This window comes from Marinobacter salsuginis (assembly GCF_009617755.1).
GTDB classification, from domain to species: domain Bacteria; phylum Pseudomonadota; class Gammaproteobacteria; order Pseudomonadales; family Oleiphilaceae; genus Marinobacter; species Marinobacter salsuginis.
Genome location: NZ_BGZH01000001.1, coordinates 409,604 through 425,036, shown reverse-complemented (window position 1 = coordinate 425,036; position 15,433 = coordinate 409,604). Strand labels below are relative to the sequence as shown.

At 58.1% G+C, this 15,433-nt stretch carries 10 protein-coding genes; 4 read left to right on the top strand and 6 right to left on the bottom strand.

Annotated elements, in window-relative coordinates; translation table 11 throughout:
- Window positions 1–4 precede the first annotated feature (4 nt).
- Window positions 5–1,828: an alpha-amylase gene (locus GJU83_RS01935; RefSeq protein WP_069183319.1), complete on the bottom strand. Its 1,824-nt coding sequence runs from the start codon at window positions 1,826–1,828 to the stop codon at window positions 5–7.
- A 261-nt stretch (window positions 1,829–2,089) separates the two neighbouring features.
- On the opposite strand from GJU83_RS01935, the gene malE reads away from it, so the two are divergent.
- The 3 genes from malE (at window position 2,090) to malG (ending at window position 5,845) form a co-directional block, all read left to right on the top strand.
- On the top strand, window positions 2,090–3,289 hold the full coding sequence (malE, locus tag GJU83_RS01930) for a maltose/maltodextrin ABC transporter substrate-binding protein MalE (RefSeq protein WP_069183320.1): 1,200 nt from the start codon (window positions 2,090–2,092) through the stop codon (window positions 3,287–3,289).
- Between the two features lie 113 nt (window positions 3,290–3,402).
- Window positions 3,403–4,944 (top strand): maltose ABC transporter permease MalF, encoded by a 1,542-nt coding sequence (gene malF / locus GJU83_RS01925; protein ID WP_069183321.1) that lies wholly within the window; start codon window positions 3,403–3,405, stop codon window positions 4,942–4,944.
- 10 nt (window positions 4,945–4,954) lie between these two features.
- Window positions 4,955–5,845: a maltose ABC transporter permease MalG gene (malG, locus tag GJU83_RS01920; RefSeq protein WP_069183322.1), complete on the top strand. Its 891-nt coding sequence runs from the start codon at window positions 4,955–4,957 to the stop codon at window positions 5,843–5,845.
- A gap of 197 nt (window positions 5,846–6,042) precedes the next feature.
- Here the strand turns inward: malG and malK are convergent, their stop codons facing one another.
- A complete protein-coding gene (gene malK / locus GJU83_RS01915) occupies window positions 6,043–7,158 on the bottom strand; it encodes a maltose/maltodextrin ABC transporter ATP-binding protein MalK (RefSeq protein WP_069183323.1) in 1,116 nt (371 codons plus the stop codon).
- A 31-nt stretch (window positions 7,159–7,189) separates the two neighbouring features.
- Complete coding sequence (locus GJU83_RS01910; protein WP_069183324.1) at window positions 7,190–8,803, bottom strand: alpha-glucosidase family protein; 1,614 nt, start codon at window positions 8,801–8,803, stop codon at window positions 7,190–7,192.
- 218 nt (window positions 8,804–9,021) lie between these two features.
- Here GJU83_RS01910 and GJU83_RS01905 point away from each other — a divergent pair, with 218 nt between their 5' ends.
- Window positions 9,022–10,035 (top strand): FAD:protein FMN transferase, encoded by a 1,014-nt coding sequence (locus GJU83_RS01905; protein ID WP_227514486.1) that lies wholly within the window; start codon window positions 9,022–9,024, stop codon window positions 10,033–10,035.
- Window positions 10,036–10,057: 22 nt separating this feature from the next.
- Here the strand turns inward: GJU83_RS01905 and GJU83_RS01900 are convergent, their stop codons facing one another.
- The 3 genes from GJU83_RS01900 to GJU83_RS01890 are packed head-to-tail and all read right to left on the bottom strand — an operon-like array spanning window position 10,058 to window position 15,362.
- Entirely contained in the window at window positions 10,058–11,617 is a 1,560-nt protein-coding gene (locus GJU83_RS01900) for a general secretion pathway protein GspF (RefSeq protein WP_069183325.1), read from the bottom strand.
- Between the two features lie 12 nt (window positions 11,618–11,629).
- A complete protein-coding gene (locus GJU83_RS01895; protein WP_227514487.1) occupies window positions 11,630–14,095 on the bottom strand; it encodes a LamG domain-containing protein in 2,466 nt (821 codons plus the stop codon).
- A gap of 31 nt (window positions 14,096–14,126) precedes the next feature.
- Window positions 14,127–15,362, bottom strand: coding sequence for a hypothetical protein (locus GJU83_RS01890; RefSeq protein ID WP_069183686.1), 1,236 nt, complete (start codon window positions 15,360–15,362; stop codon window positions 14,127–14,129).
- Between the last annotated feature and the right edge of the window lie 71 nt (window positions 15,363–15,433).

Genomic DNA, 15,433 nt, shown 5'->3' with positions numbered 1-15,433 from the left:
CAGGTCACTTTTTCCCGAACGCAATCACCACCCGGTCATCGCCGTTGGTTCTTGAGAATACATAGGGTTGCTGGCTGATCAACCGGTGCTCGCCTGCGCCAATCACGGGATGACGCTCACGGAACTGCCCCAGTTTCTGCCAGTGCGCAAGGATACCGGACACCTCGCCATTCTCAATGGCATTCCAGTTCATGTCCGAGCGGGTGCCCTGATGCGGATCCGATCCGGTTGGCCCGAACGCCCGGCCCGACTCATCACCATAGAACACCTGAACTGCGCCAGGCGTAAGCATGAGAGCCGCTGCGGCCCGCTTCTGTAGAGCGGGATCATTGCCTGCAATCTGGCTGAACAGTTTGGTGTCGTGGGAGGAGATGTAGCTCATCACATTGAAGTTTTCTTCGCCGTGCAGTTTGCTGGCGTAATCACTGTAGATGGGTTCCATGGCGGGCAGGCATTGCGCGCCGGCCCGGGCCTCTTCCTGCAGGTCGAAGTTGATCACCGCATCGAAGCCGGCATCAAAATAGGCGGTCCTGCGAACCGAATGGGGGAATACCTCGGCAACCATCCAGAACTCCTCGGCCGGCAGGTCGGCGTCGGGATTGCGGCTGCGGTACTCATCCAGGGCTGCCTGGGCCTCCTCTTTGAGCGCGAGCCAGGCCTCCGGTTCCACATGCTTGGCGGTATCCACCCGGAAGCCGTCCACTCCGAATTCCCGGACCCAGTCGGTCAGCCAGGTGATCAGGTAATCCCGAACGGTGGCATCGTCCAGTTGCTGGCTTCTTGAGCTGGCTTTATTCCGCAGGAACACCGGCAGATCCACGGGCTTTTCGGCCTCTGTCTTGAAATCCGGCAGAAACGCGAGAGAGCCGCGCTGGGCATCCACGGAGGCGTTCGGCGGCGTGTCGTAGTCGGCAATACCGGCCCGGACCCAGTCTTTGCCCCACCAGTTGCGCCAATCCGGATGGTCGTAATCAATGAGGGCATGGTAGGCGTGGAAGTTTTCCCAGGATTCCGGTTGCCAGTCGCCCCAGCGCTCGGGCAGATGCTTTTCGAATCCCTCAAACAGCGAACCGAATTCAAAGGTCTGCATATCCTGCAGGGAACTGTAGCCTGGGTGGTTCATAACCACGTCCATGACCACCCGGATGTCTCGTTTATGGGCTTCCTGGACGAGAGTCCGGAATTCCTCCCGGGTACCAAAGTTGGCATCCGGGACCGTGAAGTCCAGGGCGTAATAGCCATGGTACCCGTAGTGCTGGAAATCGCCCCGGTCGCCACCGCCTACCCAGCCGTGCATCTGTTCGAACGGAGGCGTGATCCAGAGGGCGTTGACCCCCAGTTCCGACAGGTAATCCAGTTTCTGGGTCAGGCCTACAAAATCACCGCCATGGAAGGTACCGATTTCATCCTTGCCGTCTGGTTGGCGTCCATAATTCTGGTCGTTGCCGGTCGTGCCGTTGGCAAACCGGTCTGTTACGGCGAAATAGACGGTCGCACCGCCCCAGCTAAACTGGCCCGCCTTGGCGTCGACTGATTCCAGTAACACCAGCCCCTCGGCGTTGGCACCCGGCGCCATGGTTACCTCACCATCGATAACCCGGGCAGTGTTTCCCGTGTAGAAATCCCGGACCAGTGTCCCGTCCGGGAATGCGGATCCGACCGGAATCGTCATTTCGGCTGACGCCGCTTCGCAAAAGACATTGGTATCATTGGCTGAGGGTGGCCCGGCCACAACTGTGGGTTTGCCCGGGCCGGAGGCACAACCGGCTGTAATCAGGGCTGAGGCGATACAAGCTGAGAGTTTCAGGTGTCTGGCGCGAGGGCTCATGGCAATTGCTCCGTTTCGGTTTTCATTCTTGTGGATGCCATCAAACCAGACTCCACCCCGGGGTGGTAGAAGGAATTTTCTACGCCTGTCTACTCCCCTCTACTACGCCTCGGGGAATGAAATAAGGGGTGATGCTTATTACCCGGAATTGCCACACAGTGCCAATACTCGCAAAAGAAAGTTTGCGTTCAGTCCGGCCCGACAACCTCGTGAATGGCCGGAAAACAAGAATAAGGCAAGAACATACAGAGGAATCACCTGATGAATCGTCGAACTTTTATCCGCAGCACTCTCGCAGCCTCCATTGTTGCCGCTACCTTCGGCGTCTCCGCGCCGGCCCATGCCGAGATCGAAGAGGGCAAGCTTCTGGTCTGGATCAACGGTGACAAGGGCTATGACGGCCTGCAGGAGGTGGGGGACTGGTTCACTCAAGAAACCGGTATCCCGGTTGAAGTCGCCCACCCGGACAGCGCCACCGACAAGTTCCAGCAATCTGCCGCAACCGGCAATGGCCCGGATATTTTCATCTGGGCCCACGACCGTTTCGGCGAATGGGCCCAGAGCGGCATTATTTCCGAGATCAAACCGTCCCAGAGCGTGATTGACGCCAACTATGACTTTACCTGGGATGCGGTCACGGTGGGCGGCAAGATGTACGGCTACCCGATGGCGGTCGAGTCTATAGGCCTGATCTACAACAAGGATCTGTTGCCTGAGCCTCCCAGCGCCTTCGAAGACATTCCTGCCCTTCACCAAGAGCTGGCGGAAGACGGCAAGCGCGCCATTCTGTGGGATTACAACAACACCTACTTTACCTGGCCGATGCTGGCGGCAGCTGGCGGATACATTTTCGGTGAAAACGCCGATGGTTCCGTGGATGTGAAGGACACCGGCGTGAATACCGAAGGGGCCATCAAAGGTGCCAACGCATTGACCCGGCTGATCGAGGAGGGCGTGATGCCCCGCGGAGCCGACTACAGCGCCATGGAGTCCAGCTTCAACAAGGGCGAGACGGCCATGATGATTAATGGCCCCTGGGCCTGGGGCAACCTTGAGAAAAGCGGCATCAACTTCGGTGTAACCACCATTCCGACGGTGGATGGCCAGCCCAGCAAACCGATGGTGGGTGTTATGGCCGCGACCCTGAACTCTGCCAGTCCCAACAAGGATCTGGCGGTTGAATTCCTGGAAAACTACGCGCTCTCCGTCAAGGGCCTGAAAATGGTGAACAACGACGTTCCCCTGGGTGCTGTGGCCAACAAGGAATTCATGGATGAACTCTCCTCCGATCCCAATATAAAGGCGACCTTCGAGAATGCCCAGCTGGGCGAACCCATGCCGAACGTACCGGCTATGGGTGCCTTCTGGTCGTCCATGGGGCCGGCCCTGCAAAACATCACCTCCGGACGCCAGTCCGTTGAAGATGCCCTGAACGCGGCAGCACAGCGAATTACCCGGTAACCAAAGGGTATACCGGTGTCGGAGGGGTTTTTTCCCTCCGACACTGGGCCGCCTGGACGTGCATGAACATTCGCCGTTGCCGACGTGCGACGGTAATCAACGGGCTGACTACAATGATAACGGAAACCCTGTCCTCTCCCGGTATTGAAAGCAGACACTCCATGACCCGAGTATTTCTTAAATGGGGCGCGCTGGCGGCGTTGGTCGGTGCCGCGCTCTACCTCATTCTGGCACTCTATGCCCAGCGTGAGTTTGTCTTCGCCATGCTATTTCTGGTGCTCACCGCGTCGGCTGTTGCAGTGTTCGTCAGCAAAAAGCTGTACGCCCACCGTTACATTTTTCCGGCCATCGCTGGCATGGGGCTATTCGTCATTTTTCCCCTGATGTACACCGTTGGCATAGGCTTCACCAATTACAGCGCCAGCAACCTGCTGAGTTTCGAGCAGGTGCAGGAAAACCTCCTTAGCCGGACCTATCAGTCTGAAGCGGTTCGCTACGACTACCAACTCTACAAAACCGACGAAGGCTATGTGTTCTGGCTTGAGGGAGAACACCAGAACCTGACTTCAACACCGGTAGACCTGGAGGCCGGCGAACGTTCGGCACCCGTGTTGCCGGTGTCGGGCAAGCCGGAGGGTGAGCCCCTGTCCATTCGCGAGATCATACAGCTCAGGGGGCAACTCTCGGAACTGACCCTGATCACCGAAGACGGGCGCGAGTTGAGTCAGGCCAGCCTGCGCTCATTCGCGGCGATTCATCCCCAGTTTACGCTGCATGACAATGGCAGCCTGACCAATAACCAGACCGGCGTCACCTATTTCCCGGACCAGGAAACCGGCTTCTACCGGGACGCCGATGGCAATGCCCTGTCGCCTGGCTGGACGGTCAATATCGGTTGGGACAACTATCTCAAGGTGGTGACCGACCCTTCCATTCGCGGGCCATTCTTCGAGATTTTCGTGTGGACGCTCTCGTTTGCGGTCGCCACGGTTGTCTTTACCCTGGCGCTGGGCCTGTTGTTGGCCAACCTGCTGCAGTGGGACCAGATTCGCGGCAAGGGCTTTTACCGCACCATGCTGATCTTGCCATACGCGGTGCCGGCGTTTATCTCGATTCTGGTGTTCAAGGGCTTGTTCAATCAGAACTTCGGTGAGATCAACCTGGTTCTGGAGGGCCTGTTCGGCATTCGTCCGGACTGGTTCAGCGACCCGGCGCTGGCCCGCACCATGATTCTGATCGTGAATACCTGGCTTGGCTATCCCTACATGATGCTGTTGTGCATGGGGCTTCTGCAGGCTATCCCGAGGGATCTGTATGAAGCGTCGGCCATGGATGGGGCAGGGCCGGTGAACAATCTGTTCAATATCACCCTGCCGTTGATCATCAAGCCGCTGATGCCGCTGCTGATTGCCAGCTTCGCATTCAACTTCAACAACTTCGTCCTGATTGCACTGCTGACCGGGGGCGCCCCGGACATCATCGGCGCGAGCACGCCGGCAGGTACCACCGATCTTCTGGTGAGCTACACCTACCGCATTGCTTTCCAGGACTCCGGACAGAACTTTGGTCTGGCCGCCGCTATTGCCACCGCGATTTTCCTGGTGGTGGGTGCGTTGTCCCTGATCAACCTCAAACTGTCCAAGATCAAGGTGTAAGGAGCTTCTTATGGCCATGGTTGAACCCCGCTCCACCAAATACCGCGTGCTGGCATCCCACCTGGGGATGCTGGCGTTTATCGCGATCATTCTGTTCCCGCTGTTGATGGTCATTTCCATCTCGTTCCGCAGCGGTAACTTTGCATCCGGCAGCCTGCTGCCGGAGAACCCTTCCCTGGAACACTGGTACCTGGCGCTGGGTATCCCCTACACCGGAGAAGATGGTGTGACCACGCAGCCGCCATTTCCCGTGCTTCTGTGGTTGTGGAACTCGATCAAGATCGCTGTTGTTTCGGCGGTGCTGATCCTGGCCCTTTCTACAACCAGTGCCTACGCTTTTGCCCGCATGCGCTTCGCCGGCAAGGGATTTGTCCTGAAATCCATGCTGATCTTCCAGATGTTCCCGCCGGTGCTCTCCCTGGTGGCGCTGTATGCTCTGTTCGATCAGATCGGCAATCATGTCAGCTGGCTAGGGCTGAATACCCACGGTGCGGTTATCGTGGCCTCCCTGGGTGGCATGGCGTTGCATATTTGGACCATCAAGGGCTACTTCGACTCCATTGATCGCTCCCTGGAGGAGGCCGCTATCGTGGATGGCGCCACCACCTGGCAGGCCTTCCGGTACATCCTGCTGCCGCTTTCGGTGCCGATTCTGGTGGTGGTGTTCATCCTGGCGTTCATCATGACCATCATGGAGTACCCGATGGCGTCGGTGCTTCTCGTGGATACCGATAAACTGACCCTGGCGGTGGGTGCCCAGCAATATCTGTATGAACAGAACTATCTGTGGGGCGATTTCGCGGCAGCGGCGGTGCTTTCCGGTCTGCCGATTACCGTGATCTTCCTTTACTGCCAGAAGTGGATTGTCGGCGGTCTCACCGCCGGTGGTGTGAAAGGGTAGGCGACTTCTCTTTACGCGATCCCAGCGTCTTCCAGCGTTAGCTTTCGCGACCCGGTCAGGTTAATTCCCCCCTGCTGACCGGGCTTTTTTTGTCACAAAAAAAGGGCCGGTACGTGACGGAACCGGCCAAAGAGTAGCCCCGTTAGGGGTAACGACAGATCGAAACAGAAAGGGGCCGGGTGGCCCCTGGGAGTGGGTTAGAAATCGATGCAGGGCTCTCGGTAGAGACGGGGGCAGGCGTTACCATCCTGGCGGAACAGGTGGCATTTGTTGGCGTTCATGCCCAGGGTCATTCGGGCGCCTTCCTGAATCGGGTTGGAGCCGTCGGTGCGCATTGTAATAACGCCATCGACGTTATTGACGTCCAGGTGCACCAGGGTCTGGTAGCCCAGGCGTTCAACCACGTGCACTTCCCCTTCGAGATACATGTCGGCTTCCTGGTCTTCGCTCAGGTGCTCCGGGCGGATGCCGAGGGTAACGTTTTCGCCTTCGGAGAGCCCGGCGCCGTTCACCGGCAGTTCCAGTTGGTGGTCACCCGGCATGACGATGGTGACGGACTGGCTGCTGGCGGAAGCAACAGAGCAATCAATGAAGTTCATCTTCGGAGAGCCGATAAAGCCGGCGACAAAACGGGTAGCCGGATAATGGTACAGCTCCATGGGCTTGCCCACCTGGGCGATGGAACCATTGTCCAGGGCAACGATTTTGTCGGCCATGGTCATGGCCTCTACCTGGTCGTGGGTCACGTACACCATGGTGGCGCCGAGGCGTTTGTGCAGGCGGGAGATTTCAATGCGCATCTGGACCCGCAGGGAGGCATCAAGGTTTGACAGCGGTTCGTCAAACAGGAATACCTCCGGTTCCCGGACAATGGTCCGGCCAATTGCCACGCGCTGGCGCTGGCCGCCGGAGAGGTCCTTGGGCTTGCGCTCCAGGAGTTTGTCCAGTTGCAGCAGGTTGGCGGCATCCTGGACGCGACGGTTGATTTCGGTCTTGTTCGTTTTGGCCAGTTTCAGGCCAAACGCCATGTTCTCTGCCACGTCCATGTGGGGGTACAGGGCATAGGACTGGAACACCATGCCCACTTCCCGCTCCTTGGGCGGCAGGTTGTTGACCCTGTCGTTACCGATGTACATGTCGCCGGAAGTAATGTCTTCCAGGCCTGCTATCATGCGCAGCAGGGTGGACTTGCCGCAGCCGGAAGGCCCGACAAAGACCACGAATTCTCCGTCCTGAATGTCCAGGTTTACGTCTCGGGTAACCTGGACTTCGTCATAGCTCTTGCAGATATTGCGTAAAGTGACGCTGGCCATATCTCGTGTCTTCTTGTTAGGTCATTGAATGTCAGAGCCGGGCGATGTCGACGCCCCAGGGCCCGAGTGTCAGATCCTTGCCATGCCACTGGCCGCCCACGAAATCCGGGGTATCAGGTTCGGGCGTTCCGGCTCCGGGCATTGGAATGGTGACGGCGGCCTCGCTCAAATTCAGTGCCACCATCACGGTTTCATCACCCAGACTGCGGGTGTAAACCAGGGTATTCTTCGGGCTCTTGCTGAACTCGATGTCCCCTTTGAGCAGGATGGGTTGGTCTTTTCTCCAGCCCAGGAACGCCCGGTAAGCGGCGAGCACGGAATTGTCCTCGGCGTGCTGGACAGCGACAGCTGCGTTGTAATGATCATCATAAACCGGCAGCCAGGGGCGTGCATCGGAGAATCCGGCGTGGGATTCCTCGTGGTGCCAGACCATGGGCGTGCGGCAACCATCCCGGCCCTTGTATTCCGGCCAGAAGGTAATGCCGTAGGGATCGACAAGATCTTCGTATTGCAACTCGGCCTCGGTCAGGCCCAGTTCTTCACCCTGGTAGATGCAAACGCTGCCGCGCAGGGTCAATAGCATGGCCATGTAGGCCTTGAGCTGCTGCTCCGAGGTTGCGTTCCAGCGAGTGGCCACTCGGGCGACATCGTGGTTGCCGATGGCCCAGCAGGGCCAGCCGTCGGTCAATTTGCCCTCAATGGTGTTCACGGTCTTGTGGAAGAAATCCGCACCGTGCTGCTCTGTCAGCAGATCGAAGGAATAGGCCATGTGCAGTTTGTCGCCACCGCTGGTGTAATCGGCCATGGTCTGAAGGGAATTGTCGTCGCCGATCTCGCCGACCGTGGTAGTGCCCGGGTACTGGTCCAGCAGCGCACGAAGACGCTTCAGGAAATCGATGTTTTCCGGTTGGGTCTTGTCGAACTTGTGGAACTGGTAGGCGTAGGGGTTTTCCTTGCGCACGCCGATAGAGCCTTCAGCAACAGCCTTGCTGGCAGGGTTGTCTCGCAGCTTGGGGTCGTGGAAGCAGAAGTTGATGGCATCCAGGCGGAACCCGTCGACACCGCGGTCGAGCCAGAATTTAACGTCCGACAGAACCTGCTTCTGAACCTCCGGAGTGTGGAAGTTCAGGTCCGGCTGGCTGGTCAGGAAGTTGTGCAGGTAATACTGCTTTCGGCGACTGTCCCAGGCCCACGCCGAGCCACCAAAGACCGACAACCAGTTGTTCGGCGGCGTACCATCGGATTTCGGATCGGCCCATACGTACCAATCAGCCTTTGGGTTGTCACGGTTGGCACGACTCTCAACGAACCAGGGGTGCTGGTCCGAGGAATGGCTCAGTACCTGATCGATCATGATCTTCAGGTCCCGCTTGTGGGCCTCGGCGATCAGCTCGTCAAAATCCTCAAGCGTGCCGAAAATTGGGTCCACATTGCGATAGTCCGAGACATCATAGCCAAAGTCTTTCATCGGGGAGGTAAAAAACGGAGACAGCCAGATAGCGTCCACGTTCAGGCTGGCAATATAGTCCAGCTTGGCGGTTACCCCCGGCAGGTCGCCGATACCATCGCCGTTGGAGTCGTAGAAACTTCGCGGATAAACTTGATAAATGACGGCGCCACGCCACCAGTCCGGGTTCTTGATCATGTAGCCTCGCTTGTACTTCTGGCGGTGAGAAGTTGTTATTGTTGAAAGTGGTAGTTGCATTCCACCCAAATAGACTCGATTCATACTGCGGCTGGCTCGCGCTCCATTCATCCTCCTGCGCCACTTTTTGTTGGCGTAGACGGGGGGAGGAGGGGGGAGTAGTAGTGGGGAGCCACCGATGGCGGTGAACACTGGATAACACACATGGAAAACCCAGAATGATGCATGCAGGATTTCGAGAGCGTTCAGTGCGTGTCCTGGCAGTGGCATCCTGTCTCTGGCTTATTGGCTTTGCGGGCGCTGCCAGCGCAGAATGGTACCGGTTCTCAGACACCGCCATGACGACGCCCATCGAACTGGAATTCTGGGCAGAGGATGAGGATCTGGCGGAGAAGGTCGGGGAAGAGGTGCTGGCGGTTTTTCATCAGGTTGATGAGCAGATGAGTCGCTACCGGGAGGACTCGGAAGTTTCCCGACTGAACCGCAACGCCGCCAATGGTCCCGTAACCGTCAGTGACGACTTGTTCGCGGTGCTTGAGAAAGCGCGGGAGGTGTCGGTGCTCAGTGATGGCGCCTTCGACATCACCTTTGGTTCGGTCGGTTACCTGTACGACTTCAGAGCCGGCAAAAAGCCCACGGAGGAGCAGCTACAATCTGGCTTGCCCCGGGTGAATTTCCGGGATGTGATTCTTGACCAGGGTGCGCAAACCGTTGAATTTCGCCAGGAGGGGATCCTGGTGGATCTGGGCGGCATTGCCAAGGGCTATGCCGTTGATCTGGGGATTGAGCGCCTGGTCAGCTCTGGTATCCGCCATGCGCGGCTGAGTGCCGGAGGCGATATGCGGTTACTCGGAGACAAGCGGGGCCGACCCTGGTACGTGGGCATCCGGGATCCCCGCTCAGAGGGGCGCAATGCCGTGGTTCTGCCGCTGCAGGACGTGGCGGTGTCCACCTCTGGCGACTACGAGCGGTTTTTCATGGATGAAGCGGGAGATCGGGTCCATCACATTCTGTCTCCCGAAACCGGCAAATCCGTTCAGGGGGTCCAGAGCGTGACGATTATTGGCGAGGATGCGTTGACAACCGACGGCCTTTCCACGGCAGTCTTCGTGCTCGGCCCCCAAAAGGGACTGGAGATGATCGAGCGTTTAAAGGGTATCGATGTGGTTGTTATCGATGACCAGCGCATGATGCACGTGTCAGAAGGGCTCGTTCCACCCCAATCCGACTAGGGGGTGGAACGAGCGGTTTCGGTTAGTTTCCGATTGTACCGTTCACGACATTCGAGAAGGCTATCAGGCTGTCCTGAGAGGTGCCGTTGCCCAGCCCGTGGCCGTTGAAACGACTGCCAAAGTCAGCCTGTTCCCCGTGTAGTGCCATGTAATTGAGCAACACGGTCTGCACCAACTGGTTGACGTTGTTGGCCGCGGGGCTGGAAGCGGTTTCCACCGATGCATCAGAACGCATGAAGCCGATCTGCCTGCGAATCGGAGTGGGGCGGCCAGCAGGGTTGTAAACGAGGAAGAAAGATGCGGCCGTCTGCTGGTTGTCGCCGGTCCATTCGCCCTTGCCACGACCGTCCATGGAATCATCAATCCGACCGTTGCTCGACACCGAACCGTCACTGAATACATAAAGCATCAGTGGCATGCCCACCCGAGCAGCGTATTCCAGGCAGGCGCCCATACACCGGCCGGCCTGTTCGTCACGACGTTCGCCCGTTCCGCGCTCACCGGTGTGATAGTCGTAGCCGCCCATGGTTATCGTACCGGCGCCGGCGTAGCCGCTTAGAACCAGCTTCATGACAGAGGCAGTTTTACGGAATTCGCGGTTACTGTTGAACTCATCGCGGCTGAAGATGCCTGTGGGGCCAACGATTTCGAGATCCAGCTCCGGATCCAGGTCCGCCGGGTTGCCGAATCGGTCGGCAAGATCGGCGCTCTTTACGTAACCGCAGCGGACCAGGTCCTTGACCACTTCATCCGTGGAGATACTCGTGTTGACCTGATTCATCTTGGCGTCACTGATCCGCTGGATAGACTCCATGACTGCAACAGCATCTTGCTGATCCAGAATCCCGATCAGGTCGCCCACGTCCACCAGCCCAGTGACGTCTGACGGCCGGTCAATCTTGGTGGGGCGAACCTCCGGATTAATCAGATTCATGGGCGCCAACGAGTTACCGCCGGATTCAGAGCTTTGGGAGCCCACCAGAGAGAGCAGGGAGCCATCAGCACCTGCGCGATGGATACCATACATCGGGTTGTGGGGGTTGTTGCCAGTGTCGTTTTCCGAGCGAGCCGCAATAATGGCGCCGTCAGTTGCTGCGCGGGTTCCGGCACTGGTGCTCTGCAGGATGCCTCGCAGGAAGCCGCTGTCCGAATGGAAAGCAAGACCCAGCTCGGTGTTCACGAATGCTGGGTCGTTGGGCAGCATGTCTCCCGGAAGGCCGAGTTTGTTGTAACCTGCGGTGCTCAGGAAGTCCATTTGCCCCCCGGATTTGCCCATCAGCACGTTAGAACCGGCAATATTGGCGCCGCCTGCCAGGTCGAAACAGATGAACGGGATCTTGCCTGCGCCCTGAACCGCTATGCCACAGCTTTGCTTCAAGGTTTCCAGATCGGAAGAGAGCGCTGCGGACGCCATTCTGGGATTACCGAAGAGGCTGAACAAAGACGCCCCAAACACGGTTGCCGAGCCTGCCATAAGGCCCTGCGCGATAAACTCGCGACGTGTTCTTGGCTTGCCGTGGTCGTCGTGGAGCAGTGGGCTGCCGTTGGCCAAAGGCTTTTTACGTGACTTGCGTATAAACATGATCGGCTTCCTCTACTGAACCAGGGTGGTGGCACTGCCAAGCACTGCTGCGCAGCTTGCCTTTACGACCGTTTCTGTGCGGTCAGGCTCGCAACCCGCGCCACAGCTGGTCAGTCTATCCATGAGCGAACTGAGCTCAGTTTCGATTGTGCTATCACCAGGCTGTGATGCCAGGTTGCTGCCCACGAACCGGGACAGCAGCGGCCCGGTTACGAGGCTCTTGCCGCCGTGGTCGAATGCCGTGCTGGCCGGGGCGGAGAAATCGAACCCGGGGAACATCTGGTCCCGAAGCTGCGCATTGGAGACCAGGGCATCGCAATACTGAATGGCCATCTGAGTAACCGCCATCTGATGAGAGGACAGGAAGCCCTGGATAGTCTCCACCGTGGGCAATTGCTGCTTTACGGTGGTGTACGTGTTGAATACGGCCTGATTGGTCGTGGGAACACCGGTCATTCGCGACATGGACTCGTTGATCTCGTCAAAGGTCTTCAGGCCGATCTCCGATGACGGTTCCAGATCTGCAGGCTCCGGCTGCGGAGGCAGCGACGGCTCTGACCGGGCAAAGCTGTTACTTCCCAGTTGGTCGAAGGTCAGGAAAAACTCATCATTTCCTGGCCCGTTTTCCAGCGCAATGATGGTGCCTAAAGAAGAGAGCGGTTGCCCGGTCCCGGGCTCGTAACTGTCAGCATCCAGGACAACGTCCAGGTTGGCCCAGGCCTGTCCCACCGTCGCTTCTTTGCCATTGATGCCCAGTCGCATGCCTCGCAGCGCGATGTTTGACGGTTCGGCGGTGTCATCCAGGCTGATGAAGAAAGGACTGGTGAACCGGTACGCGTAACTGTCGAACTGGCTGACTTCGAACACAATGAAACTCTCGGGCACGTCGATCAGGTGAGAGACGCCGAACAACAGGTAGAACTTCTGGCCTACACCGACTTCGAAGTTGGCCTGGACCTGCTCCGGTGTCAGCGCACGATTATGGATGGCAACCATCCGGATCGCGCCCTGCCAGGGCGAATTGCCATCCGTTTCGTTGCCCAGCACCAGGGCGAAGCTGTCGTCCCATTCTGTCAACAGTCCACCGTCGTCCGGATCAACATCCCCGGTTGGAACGCCATTCACGAAGATCTGACGCCCGGTCGCCGGGGTGTAGTTCACCACAACGTGCTGCAGGGTTGCCTGCAGAAGCATGTCGGCGTCCTGGGTTGCGAAAGGCGTATTTTCGTCACTGGTGGTGCTGCGGTGCAGTACCTCGTAACGCTGGAGCGACTGGCTCAGGGTAACGTTGCGCGTGGTGGATGAACCCGAGTAGGTCACGATGCGGGCATCTTCCTGAGTAATATTTCCCGGGGCGACCCAAGCTTCGATGCTGTATTCACCGGAGGCGGTCAGCAACGTGTGGAGCTTGCGACTCGCGGTGGTGCTGCCCTGGGCCTTACCGGCCGGGACCATAAAGCCCTGTTCGTTTTCGCCGGCCGGGCCAAGGTCGATGCCCCAGCCGCCAACCCAGTCGACATTTCCGCTGAGGGTAAGGTCCAGCGCCGGCGATACGCCGCTGGTGTCAAAGGCTGTCTGGCCTTCGCCGAACTTGAATTCGTACAGGGCAATCACGTTGTCCTCAAAGCGGCCTCCGGAGTTGGCAAGCAGGCCGTCTGCCTCGAGGTTGAGTGCTTTGCTCGCTACCATCGCCGGGTCCACGGGCTGGGCGCTCAGGTCCTGAACCATTTCAAGAATCTTCAGCTCCATCAAATCGGCGGAAGCTTCACAGTCGTCGTCCCAGCAGTTATGGAAGTCATAGCGCAGGCGCTCAACCAGGCGGGATGCGCCCGGGTTCATCGGATCAATGCGGCTTTTCGCCTGATCGTAGGCGGTGGTGACATCGGCACTGGCGATGTAGGGGGTCTGGCCTCCGTCCCCGTGGCAGTCACTGCAATACTGTGTGAGTACTGGGTATACGGTGCTGGAGAACAGGCCAGGGGCGCTGGGCAGGGCAACCGTGGCACCCGGCTCTTTGAGGGCCGGTGCGCGGAGTTCGACAGTTTTTGCAGAGCCTTCAGAGCCGCCGGCCCAGTTGGAAATGTAGGTGGTAAGAATGTCCACACACGCCGAAGTGCTCTGCAGCCAGCAATTATGGCCACCGGCTACCTTGGTCACCATTGTGGACTGGGATGGATCTGAAAGATTAACAATCGAGTTTGCCTGGGCATAGGCAAGGTTGACGTCCTGCTCGTTGACGAACGTAGGTGCCTGACCACTGGAGCCATGGCACGCGCCGCATTTATCCTGGGTAACCAGGTTGTCCCAGACGGTGCGTTTGAAGTTGGCTACATCATCCGTCGCAGGAGCAGGCCCGTTGTAGGTAACCGTACCGGAATTCTGGGAGGTATTCGGCAACTGTTCCGTGGATTCGCCACCACAGGCTGACAGCAGAAGCGCCAGGCCAGTGACAGCAAGAACCGATTTGAGGGAGCTCATGGAAATTCCTTTAAATGTGTTCATAGCGTCCTCACTCCCCCATGCAATACACAGCGGATTCTGCGAATACCTGCTTCAGGTCGTATCCCTGGCTTGCGAAGCTGGCAACCATACTGCTTACCTGTGAACGGTCCGCGCTGTCTGATGGCGGTCGGAGACAGACATTCTCGAACACCTTCTTGACCTGGCACTCTGCAAAGGCGTCTGAATGGGCGAACTCCCTGCCCAGGCTCTTGGCACCGCTGCCGGAACCCGGCAACGAGGGATCCCATCCCAGACGGCGATTGGCGCCCTGGCGCCAGTAGTTATCCCAGCTGTCGTCGGGCGTCACATAGCCCTGTTCGAAAGTTGCAGAATTGATGTGGTACTTGGCCTGAACTCGGGAGCCGGTTTCAGGATCCGTTTCGCCCATAGCGTTGTAGACCAAGCGGCCCAGCTCGCCATCAGGATCAGCATTGGCGTCGTATTCGTAATCGTAATAGGCAAACGCCTGGGCCATCGGGTCCATGCCGCTGTGGCAGCCAACGCAGTTGTTCAGGAATACCCGGCTGTCCCCTCCCGGGCTGCGGGACACGTCCTGGCGAATGCGATCTGGCGGCAGAGTAACGTCCGCTACCTGCTCAAGGTCGTTGCACATGTGGTTGATCAATGTGAAACGGAACATGGCACGGTTGGTACCGGCGCTGAAGAACGCCCGGGCTGAGGCTCTGGACGTAATCACGCCTGCCGTGGCAGCAGGGGGAAGGCCTGTGTAGGTCGACTGATTCACGCTTATCAGATTGTTCTTGAGGCTGGCTCCGCTGGTCTCCAGCAATTCGTAATGGTTGTTGTTGCTAGTGGAGTAATTTGGCAGGTTCAGGGAAGGATCCCCGATGTACAGAACATCGTCATAAAGGACTTTGCGGAAGTCTTCCCCGTCCCGGACCAGGCCGATCACTGTGGCGATATAGTCATTGAGCGGCACGAACTTTGACATTGCTTCGTTCGTCCAGGGAGCTGCAAAATTCTTCAGGGTGACGTCGTAGAAGGCGCTGTCGTCCATGGCGGTGAACGCTGCGTCGATAGCGTTGCCCGAAACAATGTCACTTTCCATGGCATTGAGGACTGCGGCGGAAGGTGGCACGCCGGCAATCCGATCGTGGATTCGCTTGGCCTGTTCCCTGGGGCCGGCCTGAGCAAGGCTTGCCTGTCCAGACACCAGTGCGACGAGAACTGCGGTACTGCAAGCCTTACTGAGACGGCTTCTGATCCTGTTCCGGGCGGTCATGTCCTTTCCCTCGGTTTTCATTAGCATCTGCACATTAATGCTTTTTGACAATTGTTAAAAGTTTACGGCTT

Coding starts and splice junctions, on each gene's coding strand:
- GJU83_RS01935 (WP_069183319.1), bottom strand. CDS start 1,828: ATGAGCCCTCGCGCCAGACACCTGAAACTCTCAGCTTGTATCGCCTCA.
- malE (WP_069183320.1), top strand. CDS start 2,090: ATGAATCGTCGAACTTTTATCCGCAGCACTCTCGCAGCCTCCATTGTT.
- malF (WP_069183321.1), top strand. CDS start 3,403: ATGATAACGGAAACCCTGTCCTCTCCCGGTATTGAAAGCAGACACTCC.
- malG (WP_069183322.1), top strand. CDS start 4,955: ATGGCCATGGTTGAACCCCGCTCCACCAAATACCGCGTGCTGGCATCC.
- malK (WP_069183323.1), bottom strand. CDS start 7,158: ATGGCCAGCGTCACTTTACGCAATATCTGCAAGAGCTATGACGAAGTC.
- GJU83_RS01910 (WP_069183324.1), bottom strand. CDS start 8,803: ATGATCAAGAACCCGGACTGGTGGCGTGGCGCCGTCATTTATCAAGTT.
- GJU83_RS01905 (WP_227514486.1), top strand. CDS start 9,022: ATGATGCATGCAGGATTTCGAGAGCGTTCAGTGCGTGTCCTGGCAGTG.
- GJU83_RS01900 (WP_069183325.1), bottom strand. CDS start 11,617: ATGTTTATACGCAAGTCACGTAAAAAGCCTTTGGCCAACGGCAGCCCA.
- GJU83_RS01895 (WP_227514487.1), bottom strand. CDS start 14,095: ATGAGCTCCCTCAAATCGGTTCTTGCTGTCACTGGCCTGGCGCTTCTG.
- GJU83_RS01890 (WP_069183686.1), bottom strand. CDS start 15,362: ATGACCGCCCGGAACAGGATCAGAAGCCGTCTCAGTAAGGCTTGCAGT.